We start from the raw sequence: 12,561 nt of genomic DNA on the forward strand, positions 1-12,561 counted from the left end.
CGCACTAGGCGGGGCTTTAAAATCATAGAGTTAACTTAAGAATTACTTCTTAGCGTTACGCTCTTTAACGTCAGAGATTACTTGCTCTGCAACGTTGTTTGGACATGGTGCGTAGTGTGAGAACTCCATAGAGAACTGACCACGACCAGAAGTCATTGTACGTAGAGTACCGATGTAACCGAACATTTCTGATAGAGGTACATCACCCTTGATACGTACGCCAGTAGTACCAGCTTGTTGGTCTTTGATCATACCACGACGACGGTTAAGGTCACCGATTACGTCACCAACGTGATCTTCTGGAGTGAACACGTCAACTTTCATGATTGGCTCAAGAAGTTGCGCGCCAGCTTTAGGCATAGACTGACGGAATGCGCCTTTAGCAGCGATTTCGTAAGCGATAGCTGAAGAGTCAACTGCGTGGAAACCACCGTCGAATAGTTCAACTTCTACGTCTAGAGTTGGGAAGCCAGCTAGAACACCAGTTTGCATCATGCCAGCGAAGCCTTTCTCAACTGCAGGCCAGAATTCTTTAGGTACGTTACCACCAACAACTGTTGATTTGAACGCGAAGCCTGAGTTTGGCTCACCTGGTTTGATACGGTAGTCGATTTTCGCGAACTGACCAGAACCACCAGACTGCTTCTTGTGCGTGTAGCTGTCTTCGATTGCTTGAGTGATAGTTTCACGGTAAGCAACCTGAGGAGCACCTACTTCTAGCTCAACGCCGTAAGTACGTTTTAGGATATCAACTTTGATATCTAGGTGAAGTTCACCCATACCACGTAGGATAGTTTCGCCTGATTCTTCATCTGTCTCAACTTGGAAAGATGGATCTTCTGCAACCATTTTACCGATCGCGATACCCATTTTCTCAGAGCCGCCTTTATCTTTAGGCTTAACAGCGATAGAGATTACTGGATCTGGGAAGATCATTGGCTCTAGAGTACATTCGTGCTTAGGATCACATAGAGTGTGACCTGTTTGAACGTTCTTCATACCAACAACAGCGATGATGTCACCAGCTTGTGCTGAATCGATCTCGTTACGCTCGTCTGCGTGCATCTCAACCATACGGCCGATACGCTCTGTTTTACCAGTTGCAGAGTTAAGGATTGTGTCACCTTTCTTCATCTTACCAGAGTAGATACGGATGAATGTTAGGGCACCGAAACGGTCGTCCATGATCTTGAACGCAAGCGCTTTTAGTGGCTCATCTGCAGATACAGTTGCAACTTCACCAGTTGGTTCGCCAGTCTCTGAATCAGTTAGAGGCTGAGGATCTACTTCTGTTGGCGCTGGTAGGTAATCTACTACCGCGTCAAGAATAAGTTGGATACCTTTGTTCTTGTACGCTGAACCACAGTAAGTTGGGAAGAATGCTAGGTCACGTGTACCTTTACGGATACAACGTTGGATGTCTTCTAGAGATGGCTCTTCGCCTTCTTCTAGGTAAGCCATCATTAGATCTTCGTCTTGCTCTAGAGCAGTTTCGATTAGCATTTCACGGTATTCAGCAGCTTTGTCTACCATGTCTGCAGGAATATCTTGAACTTCGTAGTTCTCTGGCTGGCCAGACTCATCCCATACGTAAGCTTTTTGGCTTAGTACGTCTACAACACCTACGAAATCTTCTTCGATACCGATAGGTAGAGTCATTACTAGAGGAGTTGCACCTAGAACGTTTTGTACTTGGTCTACAACTTTGTAGAAGTCTGCGCCCATACGGTCTAGTTTGTTAACGAAGATCAGACGTGATACGTGTGATTCGTCAGCGTAACGCCAGTTAGTTTCTGACTGAGGCTCAACACCACCAGAACCACAGAATACACCGATACCACCGTCAAGTACTTTTAGAGAACGGTAAACTTCGATTGTGAAGTCAACGTGTCCAGGAGTATCGATGATGTTTAGACGGTGATCGTTCCAGAAACAAGTTGTTGCTGCAGACTGGATAGTGATACCACGCTCAGCTTCCTGCTCCATGAAGTCAGTAGTAGTTGAACCGTCGTGAGTGTCACCAATCTTATGGATCTTACCAGTTAGCTTTAGGATACGCTCTGTAGAGGTAGTTTTACCCGCGTCTACGTGAGCAAAAATACCAATGTTTCTGTATTTTGATAAATCAGTCATTGTCTTACTCTGTTAATAAGGTATAAAGTGCGCGCAGAGTATATCATATTCTGTCAATACTGATACCCTTGCGTGCAGATGGAAGAAAAAAATTTTTAACGTAAATTTTCCATCCTCAAAGGATAGCCAAATATAACGATTTGTGTGCTTTATTCGCTCTCTTTGAAAATGGATTTTACATATTTGAAACGCCTAGTTTAGCGCTTTATAACTCATCAAAAGCTTCGATTGCCTCTGATAATTTCTTAACCCCATGAATTTGCATGCCCGGGATGCCACCTTTTGGCATATTAGCAGCCGGAACAATTGCTTTCTTAAAGCCGTGTTTAAACGCTTCATTTAATCGCTCTTGCCCACTCGGTACAGGACGAATTTCCCCCGCTAAGCCAACCTCACCAAAGATAACCACATCTTTGGGTAGAGCACGATCACGAAAGCTCGATAACAACGCCATGACTAACGCAAGATCCGCACTGGTCTCGGTGACTTTCACACCACCGACGACATTAACAAACACGTCTTGGTCTGCCATTTGTAACCCGCCGTGTTTATGCAGCACAGCCAGTAATAAAGATAGACGGTTTTGTTCGAGGCCTACAGCCACTCGGCGTGGGTTAGCGAGTTGCGAATAATCCACCAGGGCTTGTATCTCGACTAATAGAGGACGAGTCCCTTCCCATACGACCATAACTGAAGACCCTGAGGTTTCCTCTTCACCGCGAGAAAGGAAAATCGCCGATGGGTTGCTCACTTCTTTGAGGCCCTGCCCTGTCATTGCAAATACGCCAAGTTCGTTCACTGCACCAAAACGGTTTTTGTGACTGCGCAACGTTCGGAATCGGCTATCAGTGCCGCCGTCTAGTAACACAGAACAGTCAATAATATGTTCAAGAACTTTCGGGCCAGCGAGCGTACCATCTTTGGTTACGTGACCAACGATAAATACCGCAACATTGTTTTGCTTCGCGTATCGTGTAAGCGCTGTCGCGGACTCACGGACCTGCGCGACACTACCCGGCGAAGACTGAACATCAGAAACGTGCATCACCTGAATCGAGTCAATCACCATAATGCGAGGTTGCTCTTTCTCAGCAATTTGACAGATCTTATCCACGTTGGTTTCAGATAACATCTTCAGGTGATCTTTTGGCAAACCAAGACGAGAAGCACGCATCGCAACCTGTTGCAGCGATTCTTCACCCGTTACGTATAAAGTCGGCATTTGTCCCGACAAAGAGCACATAGTTTGCAAAAGCAACGTTGACTTACCTGCTCCGGGGTTACCACCAATCAATATCGCAGCACCGGGAACGACACCGCCACCAAGCACACGATCGAGCTCTTTAAAGCCACTGGTAAAGCGTGGCACTTCTTGCAGGTTAATTTCTGATAACGTTTGTACCTGAGATTCTGTCGCAGAACCTGCGTAACCACTTAAGCGTTCATTGCGGGCGACGGTCGGCGAAGCAGCAATTCGTACTTCTGTAATCGTATTCCATGCACCACACGCATTACATTGCCCCTGCCAACGCGGAAAGTCTGCGCCGCAATCATTACAAACATACGCTCGTTTTGCTTTCGCCATGATGCCTCAATTTTTAACAAATGTGACCAAGCACTGCCAACTGACTTGAGAACTGAATATACTCAAGGTTTACTGCGCTTAGCCGATACAATTCAAATAACGACATACTCTAACAGAAATAATGCTGCAATCTGAAATTCTCTCGCTCGCGGAACGGCTCATCCCGGTCTATGGTTCTGTAGACTTTGATTTTGTCCTTGGCCAACTGACCGAGGACGCGCCACCTTCAGCCAAAATTTTGGTCAAGATAGAATTAAACCGATTAATGGCACCGTGCAAAAAAAGCATTGATTTACGCGGTCGTGTTAACGGGGAATGCAGAAAATACATATTTGATGGCATTCCACACTGGTTAGATGATGTAGCATTCAATGCCTATCACAAAAGCACCAGAAAGTATGGTGGCTATACCGAAGGCGTCTGGGAAACGCTTATTAGCACCCGGAATAATTTTCGAGTAATGGGCAAACAAGCTGTCGAAGAACATCACTCCTCCCTATCTGAGACTCAAAGCCCGTTTAGTGCCGTACCTATCCAATTAGGTTTTGACTTAAAGCGTCAGGAGAAGCGTTTAAAAGTCCAGTCACAAGTAGAAATACATCGTTCAAAAGGCCAACTGCTCCACGGTGTGAGCATTGATCTATCCAGCTCTGGCGCAAAATTCAAAGTGCCCAGCGCCTTTAAATACAACCTTGGTGAAATCATTGAGGTGACTTTTACCGACTTTGCCAGTAAATCTCAATTAGCCGGAATAGAAAAGCCTCTGACTTATCGGATTCTAGCTGTTGAAGACTTCTACGAAAATGATGCCATTCGATATCTGAGAACCATTCTCCTAACCGAAACCAATGTGATCGACAGAGTCATTGATGAAGTGCTAAATAGCGATGCGAAACGCACACGTCATGATAATCAGGATAAAATCATTCGGGCTCGTACGCGCGGATATGAGCATTTGGCTCTTAAACACACCAGCAACTTGCCGCTGTTCTTTCAAGGCAGCGAGCTCAAACTTGCCATGCTAACGCCGAATAATCAAAAGCTATGGCAATACTGGCACGATGAACGCAACCAACAAGTTTTTGGGTCCCTGTTCCATGAAGAAAGAATGACATCGCTGATTACACCGGGAGTAAAAGGCACCACTAACGTTCTCTATTCATTTACTCACGAGCACGATAACAAAACTTATTTCTATTCGATGCTGAGACCGGAAGCAACCAGAGAGCAACGCCAACTATTCTGGCATTTAGGAGCAAAGCGAAAAAGCTGGCGAGTGTTTCGCGTGTCTATCTTTGAACTTTCCGAGCAAGAAAGAGAGGAACTCGCTTCATTCTCTTCTGAGCTGGCAGAAACCTCGAATTTACTTACTCACGTGGGGATCTTGCAAGAAATCTCGGACGAAGCTTCAGGACAAGACTATCTGTTAACCGAAAAGCCTCGTTTGCCTTCAAATACCTTAAATGCGTTTCGACATCCGAGACGAATAACCGGCCAACCCAAAGGGATGTATTTTGATGCGCAATCTCGGCGTAAAGAGCCTCGATATCGATTTAAAACGCCACTCGCGTTAATGTCGGGGCAATTAAATAGTTCGGGATACAGTGTTGATATTTCGAAGCGAGGACTCGGAATTCAGCTAGAAACTCCAGCCTCCTTGCGCGCAGGTCAAGAGGTCGCCATTAACTTTCGTGAACTGCAATTGTACGATAGTAACTTGCCGCTATCCGACGTGCCTTATCGAGTCGTGCGAGTCAGCCCCGATGGTCATAGAGTTCAATTGGTCATTGGTCAAAGCAGCAAAGCACGTCGAGTGATCGCATTTCTTAATAAAGTCATTGAGCATAATAAGAACAAGTTGCTTCAGCAGGCAGATGTGCTGCCAAGCCATGAGCTACTGGAGAGGCTGCATAGTACTATTCTGTCCAGAAGCCTGAGTTCTCCGGTTTTCATTAGTAAAACATCAACGGGATCGTTTAAAACACCGGTTATCGGTGTAAACCTGCCCTTACCCAAGCATGTTGAGATTTTTGCTCAGATTGGTCATGACAATAAGTTTATTCTGGATCCGATCTTTAAAGGTCGTACGAGCACTCTGATCGCAGACCTAATCAAACGTATAGAAGGCGTACAGGAAAAACACGAAGACATTTACATCAGCGCTTCAAAAATCGGTAACAAGGTTACTGGTATAGAGTCCAAGCTGCATCAGGATTTTAGCAGCCTGAAAGAGCGCATTCAGTTTATAAAAAAAGCGCGCATGATGGGCGATTTCTATGTTCTGCGTCTCTCTACCGCGCCTATTTTTGAACCCATGACCTCTCTACTGCAAAGAGACTTGAGTGAGTTAACTCAGTTTAGTGTGCATCAGGCAAGCAAACTAGAAAAGGAGCTCACTGCACTTATCGGTTACAGTGAGTTTGAAGACATCACGGAAGAAGTACTCGTTAGGCTAGAGCTAACCGAATAAAAAACACCGCCCTGTTCGGCGGTGTTTCAATATTGAACCAAGTCAGCTGTCTTTTACCAATAGGCTATGGCTTAGACTTCCAGCTAATTTTCTGTTGTTTAACCAGCGCCCCTGACAGGATACAAAGCACACCACCCAAACCAGAATAACGAATCGCAGATTGAGCCTGTGCCTCGACTTTCGGTTTCGCATGGTACGCTATACCCAAACCTGCAGCAGACATCATCACCAAATCATTCGCGCCGTCACCTACCGCAACCGTATTATGCTGCTCGATTTCGTACTCATCCGCTAATTCAACCAAGATATCGGATTTCACTTGCGCGTTGACGACGTCACCAAGCACTTTACCCGTGAGTTTTCCGTTGATGATTTCCAGCTTGTTCGAGCGAGCGAAATCTAACCCCACTTTATCTTTGATGTAATCAGAGAAGTAGTCGAAGCCACCAGAAGCAATCGCGGTTTTCCAGCCCAACGCTTTCATTGTTGCAATCAGTGCTTCAAAGTCTTGCATGAATGGAAGTTGTGAGCGTACTTGTTCAAGAATAGATTCGTCAGCACCTTTGAGTTTGCCAACTCGTTGACGAAGGCTCTGTTCAAAATCCAGTTCTCCTTGCATCGCACGTTCTGTAACTTCAGCGACTTCTTCACCAACACCAGCCAACTTCGCAATCTCATCAATGCATTCAATTTGAATGGCTGTCGAATCCATATCAAACACAATGAGTCCTGTAGTCGATAAATCAGGAACTTCATTGAGTGATGCGTAATCTAAGTTAAGGCTTTTTAAAATCGTTTCGTGTTGAGACGTAAGTTCACCTGACATCAATGCGACTTCGTACTGACCCACCTTCCATGTTTCTAGGACCGGATTGTAAAAACCAGTATAAAAGTCAATGTCTTCAAAATGACGCGGTGAAAGGTAAGTAGAAAAAATAATCCAATTTGCTTTGGCTCTGTCCAACTGAGAGGCAAAGCGAGTTTCAGGCAGTCGATTTAAAAGTGTCGTATGTTTTCTTATAGGCAAGCTTTTTGACGCGTCCATGTATATAATCCTTGGTGACTTTGCTAAAACGTTACCTCAACAAACTAAAAAGGCAAGTCTTTGTTTTATTTTAAATGGATGAGTAAAGAGCATGAGTGAATCCTTGTTCTCAGTAAGGAATGCCCTACGAATTCTGGCGCTAATACTACTGTGTGTGATGCTATTTATCACGATAAAAAACAGTGTGGTGATCAGTAAGGGCAACGAAAAAATTCAAGCACATCAGCTTGAGACACTCACCAAGGTTTTGATCTCGCAGGCATCTTTGTCTGCCAGTGAAATGATTGTGAACAATGATCAGGAGCGATTACTGCAGTTGACGAATCAACTTGCACAAGATCGCCTGGTATTTGATGCAACCATCTATGATGCACAAGGCGTGCGCCTGGCCTCTAGTGAAGAAGCATTATCAGTACGAGAAGTTTTGGGATTAGACACCCCACTGGCAACCGCTTCAATTGGTCGACAACAACTGGTTGAGCCAGTCATTGCTGACGGTTCTGTTGTCGGTTTTGTCCGAGTGACGTTCGAAACAGGCCGTGTTACCGCGATTTCTGACCACCACTATCGCAAAAGTGATCGCTACATGTACATGATGGTCTTGATGAGTTTTGTGTGTGGCATGCTGTTCATTATGATTTTACGCAGGCAACCAATTCGCAGAAAGAAGGCAGAAAACCTTCTGCTAACCAAATAACTCACCGGTAATCAGAATTGAATATAAAAACAGCCCGCATTGTGCGGGCTGTTTTTTTAGGTGCTTAGTTGCGATTACTGGGGCTTACTCTTTATCACCAAGTAATACCGAATCCAGTGCAATCAGCATCATGTCGTTGAACGTGGTTTGACGCTCATCTGAAGTGGTTTGCTCGCCAGTTTTGATGTGGTCAGAAACCGTACAGATGGTTAGTGCTTTAGCACCGTATTCTGCTGCTACGCCGTAAATACCAGCCGCTTCCATTTCAACACCCACAATACCGTACTTGTCCATTACATCGAACATTTCTGGATCAGGCGTGTAGAAAAGCTCTGCAGAGAAAAGGTTACCCACTTTCACATCAATGCCACGTGCTTTTGCTGCATCTTCTGCGGCACGAACCATTTTGTAATCAGCAATAGCAGCGAAGTCATGGCCTTTAAAGCGAATGCGGTTTACTTTTGAATCCGTACACGCGCCCATACCGATCACAACATCACGTACTTTGATGTCTTCATTCACAGCACCACAGCTGCCAACACGGATGATCTTTTTCACACCGAAGTCTTTGATAAGTTCAGTCGCGTAGATCGAACATGATGGGATGCCCATACCGTGGCCCATTACAGAGATTTTTCGACCTTTGTATGTTCCTGTATAACCGAACATGTTGCGAACGTCACACACTTGAACAACGTCTTCAAGGAAAGTTTCTGCAATGTATTTTGCACGTAGCGGGTCACCCGGCATCAGTACTACGTCTGCGAATGCACCCATTTCAGCGTTGATATGTGGAGTTGCCATTTTTTTCTCCTTAACCTTTCTCTAGCGCTCCGCGCTTAAGGCGCTGTCAGCCAGAGTCTTCTCATTTCCGACAAGCAGCACTTTCATACTGCAAACATAAAACCAGGAGCATTAGGCTCCCAGTTTTTAGTATCCCGATTACAGGAAGTTCTTACCGTATTCCATTGGTGAAGTACCGAAGTAACTCGCCAACGTTTGGCCAATATCTGCGAACGTTTCGCGGCGGCCAAGAGAGCCAGCAGGCACTTTTTGACCGTAAACCAATACTGGAATGTGCTCACGAGTATGGTCTGTACCTGGCCATGTCGGGTCACAACCGTGGTCCGCGGTTAGGATAAGTACGTCGTCTTCATCCATCAGCTCTAGCACTTCGTTGATGCGACCATCAAAGTACTCAAGAGCCGAAGCGTAACCCGCCACATCACGACGGTGGCCATAAGCTGAATCGAAATCAACAAAGTTAGTGAATACGATGGTGTTATCACCTGCTTCTTTGATCTGCTCTAACGTAGCTTCGAACAATGCTGGGATACCTGTTGCTTTCACTTTCTTAGTGATACCGCAGTTTGCGTAGATATCGGCAATCTTACCGATAGAAACAACATTGCCTTGCTTCTCTTCTACCAATTTTTGTAGAACAGTGGCTGATGGCGGCTCAACTGACAAGTCACGGCGGTTACCAGTACGTTCAAACTGACCTTTGCCCGGGCCAATGAATGGACGCGCAATAACACGGCCAATGTTGTAATCAGCGAGCTCTTCACGAGCGATTTGGCAAAGATCTAATAGACGATCCAGGCCAAATGTCTCTTCGTGACACGCAATCTGGAATACCGAGTCTGCTGAAGTATAGAAGATAGGCAAACCTGTCTTCATGTGCTCTTCACCCAAATCATCCAATACTTGAGTACCAGAAGCATGGCAGTTACCTAAGTAGCCATCTAAGCCAGCACGCTCAAGGATGCGATTCGTCAACTCTTCAGGAAAGCTGTTAGTTTTGTCTCTAAAGTAGCCCCAATCAAATAAAACAGGCACACCAGCAATTTCCCAGTGACCAGACGGAGTGTCTTTACCAGAAGACAGCTCAGCCGCGTGACCGTAAGCACCGATGATTTCTGCATCTGCGTCTAGACCAGGAGCAAAGCGACCTGTTGATTCTTTATGTGCCATCGCCAAACCAAGTTTAGATAGGTTTGGAAGACGAAGTGCACCTTGACGTTTGTCGTTATCTGCTAAGCCTTTTTCACACTGGTCCGCAATATGACCTAGAGTGTCTGAACCTACATCACCAAATTCTTTAGCATCAGCCGTTTCACCGATACCGAATGAGTCTAGTACTAAAATAAATGCTCTTTTCATTGCTCGTTCCTTAGGCCCACTCGGCGAATAAGTATGGTTGAGTAGGCCTTATGTAATTACTTAATCAGTTAGGGTCTGGTGACCTAGATATCTTCTGCACGAATCTGACGGTAAACCTCTGGGGTTGGTGTATATTCACCACCAACTTTGATTGCACTGCGTAGTGCTTTTGCCGCTTCTTCCCACTGCTCTTCACTGCGAGCGTGGATAACAGCCAGAGGCTTATCACTATCAGCGACCTCACCCAAACGGATGAACTCATCAAAACCAACCGCGTAGTCGATTTCATCCGTTGCAACGCGGCGACCACCGCCCATCGCGACCACAGCCATACCGATAGCACGTGTGTCCATCGCAGAGACAATGCCTGTTTCCGTCGCATACACTGGTTTGATGATTTCTGCTTTTTCTAGGTAGTTTTCGTAGTTTTCTACGAAGTCTGCTGGGCCGCCTAGACCTGCAACCATCTTGCCGAAGCATTCTGCCGCTTTACCGTTGTCGAGCACTTCCATCAGTTTCGCACGTGCGTCATCTGTATTTTCTGCCAGCTTACCAAGCACCAACATTTCCGCACACGACGCCATTGTGACTTCAAGCAGACGTGGATTTCGGTATTCACCAGTCAGGAAACGAACCGCTTCACGTACTTCAACCGCATTACCGGCTGAAGACGCTAGAACCTGGTTCATGTCTGTCAGGATTGCTGTTGTTTTTGTGCCAGCGCCATTTGCTACCGCAACGATAGATTTGGCTAGCTCTTCTGATGCTTCATAAGTTGGCATGAATGCGCCCGAGCCGACTTTTACGTCCATCACTAGAGATTCCAAGCCCGCAGCCAATTTCTTAGACAGAATCGATGCCGTAATTAGGGAAATGTTATCAACGGTAGCCGTGATATCTCGGGTTGCGTACACGCGCTTATCTGCCGGAGCGAGATCGCCCGTTTGGCCGATAATCGCAACGCCAGCATCTTTCGTCACTTGACCAAATACGTCGTTAGTTGGCGTGATATTGTAGCCTGGGATTGACTCTAATTTATCGAGCGTACCGCCAGTATGACCAAGGCCACGGCCAGAGATCATTGGTACGAAACCACCACACGCCGCCACCATTGGGCCAAGCATGAGGGAGGTCACATCACCCACGCCACCTGTAGAGTGCTTATCGACAATAGGGCCGCCAAAGTTCATGTGGCTCCAGTCGATAACCATGCCTGAATCGCGCATTGCACAAGTCAGGGCAATACGCTCATCCATGGTCATTTCATTGAAGAAAATAGTCATAGCAAACGCCGCGATCTGACCTTCAGATACTGTGTTGTTCGCTACACCTTGAATAAAGAAGTTGATTTCGTCAGCAGAAAGAACTTCGCCGTCACGTTTTTTACGAATGATTTCTTGCGGTAAATACATTAGTGCCTCCCAAGCTCGATGAAAGCTGTGGTCAAAGTAGGACAGAGGTAAAACAGAGGGCGATGTTCCACCACCCTAAATTTAAAACAGACGTTAAGTTTTTATTCGTCATACCCTAAATAGTTGGCGTTGCAGCTAGGCGACAAGTAAGTTCAGCCCTATGAGCATAGGTTTTCTATGTGATTAGGGCGGCCGGCGCTCCGGTGAACTTACACAGTCAACAACGCTGCAGCGTCAAATATGACGGGTATGTTAGTACGCTGTTGGATCAGCCGTTTCGTCTGTTACTTCTAATGTATTTAACAGGTTAGTTAGCAGGCTTGATGCACCGAAACGGTAATGACGAGCATCAACCCAGTTATCACCTAAGATTTCATCTGCCATTGCTAGGTAAGCCGCTGCGTCTTCTGCAGTACGCACACCACCAGCAGGTTTGAAACCAACTGTTTCTGCTACACCCATGTCACGAATCACTTCTAGCATCATTCGTGCGTATTCTGGTGTTGCGTTCACAGGCACTTTACCTGTTGAAGTTTTAATAAAGTCTGCACCCGCTTCGATACAGATTTGTGAAGCTTTTTTGATTAGCGCTTCTTCTTTTAGTTCACCCGTTTCGATGATCACTTTAAGAAGAATGTCACCACAAGCTTCTTTACATTGCTTAACCAGTTCAAAGCCCACTTTCTCATCGCCCGCCATTAGTGCACGGTATGGGAACACTACGTCAACTTCGTCTGCACCGTAAGCAACCGCTGCTTTTGTTTCAGCAACTGCGATCTCGATGTCGTCATTTCCGTGTGGGAAGTTGGTAACGGTAGCAATGCGAACCTCTGGTGTGCCTTGCTCACGAAGTGTCTTCTTAGCAATAGGAATAAAGCGAGGGTAAATACAGATTGCAGCCGTGTTGCCTACTGCTGTTTTCGCGTCATGACATAGTGAGATCACTTTTGCATCAGTGTCGTCATCATTCAGCGTAGTTAGATCCATAAGTTTTAGTGCACGTAGTGCTGCTGCTTTTAAATCGCTCATTTCTATCTCCGATCAATATTCAAAAAA

The 12,561-nt window shown here is 45.8% G+C and carries 9 protein-coding genes; 2 read left to right on the forward strand and 7 right to left on the reverse strand.

All coding sequences use genetic code 11. The features are described 5' to 3' along the window. Positions 1-42 precede the first annotated feature (42 nt). Together fusA and radA are read right to left on the reverse strand one after the other, a co-directional pair. Positions 43-2,133 carry an elongation factor G gene (gene fusA / locus VEJY3_RS12575; protein ID WP_014232859.1) on the reverse strand — a complete coding sequence of 697 codons (2,091 nt, stop codon included), beginning with the start codon at positions 2,131-2,133 and terminating at the stop codon, positions 43-45. Between the two features lie 205 nt (positions 2,134-2,338). Further along, positions 2,339-3,718 (reverse strand): DNA repair protein RadA, encoded by a 1,380-nt coding sequence (gene radA / locus VEJY3_RS12580; RefSeq protein WP_014232860.1) that lies wholly within the window; start codon positions 3,716-3,718, stop codon positions 2,339-2,341. Between the two features lie 121 nt (positions 3,719-3,839). On the opposite strand from radA, the gene VEJY3_RS12585 reads away from it, so the two are divergent. Beyond that, positions 3,840-6,188 carry a PilZ domain-containing protein gene (locus VEJY3_RS12585; protein ID WP_014232861.1) on the forward strand — a complete coding sequence of 783 codons (2,349 nt, stop codon included), beginning with the start codon at positions 3,840-3,842 and terminating at the stop codon, positions 6,186-6,188. A gap of 64 nt (positions 6,189-6,252) precedes the next feature. Here VEJY3_RS12585 and serB read toward each other — a convergent pair whose 3' ends face one another. After that, on the reverse strand, positions 6,253-7,233 hold the full coding sequence (gene serB, locus VEJY3_RS12590; RefSeq protein ID WP_014232862.1) for a phosphoserine phosphatase: 981 nt from the start codon (positions 7,231-7,233) through the stop codon (positions 6,253-6,255). Positions 7,234-7,324: 91 nt separating this feature from the next. Between serB and VEJY3_RS12595 the strand changes: the two genes are divergently transcribed. Continuing rightward, positions 7,325-7,930, forward strand: a complete 606-nt coding sequence (locus VEJY3_RS12595; RefSeq protein ID WP_014232863.1) for a YtjB family periplasmic protein — start codon at positions 7,325-7,327, stop codon at positions 7,928-7,930. An 84-nt stretch (positions 7,931-8,014) separates the two neighbouring features. On the opposite strand, the gene deoD is transcribed toward VEJY3_RS12595, so the two are convergent. The 4 genes from deoD to deoC all read right to left on the reverse strand — a co-directional run bounded on the left by deoD (position 8,015) and on the right by deoC (position 12,534). Continuing rightward, the gene (deoD, locus tag VEJY3_RS12600; protein ID WP_014232864.1) at positions 8,015-8,734 is read right to left on the reverse strand and encodes a purine-nucleoside phosphorylase; all 720 of its coding nucleotides are present in this window, start codon (positions 8,732-8,734) and stop codon (positions 8,015-8,017) included. A gap of 138 nt (positions 8,735-8,872) precedes the next feature. Next, a complete protein-coding gene (locus VEJY3_RS12605; protein WP_014232865.1) occupies positions 8,873-10,093 on the reverse strand; it encodes a phosphopentomutase in 1,221 nt (406 codons plus the stop codon). Positions 10,094-10,176: 83 nt separating this feature from the next. Continuing rightward, a complete protein-coding gene (gene deoA, locus VEJY3_RS12610; protein WP_014232866.1) occupies positions 10,177-11,505 on the reverse strand; it encodes a thymidine phosphorylase in 1,329 nt (442 codons plus the stop codon). A 252-nt stretch (positions 11,506-11,757) separates the two neighbouring features. Further along, positions 11,758-12,534, reverse strand: coding sequence for a deoxyribose-phosphate aldolase (deoC, locus tag VEJY3_RS12615; RefSeq protein ID WP_014232867.1), 777 nt, complete (start codon positions 12,532-12,534; stop codon positions 11,758-11,760). Positions 12,535-12,561 lie beyond the last annotated feature (27 nt).

The sequence above is a fragment of the Vibrio sp. EJY3 genome, assembly GCF_000241385.1.
In the GTDB taxonomy this organism is placed as follows: domain Bacteria; phylum Pseudomonadota; class Gammaproteobacteria; order Enterobacterales; family Vibrionaceae; genus Vibrio; species Vibrio natriegens.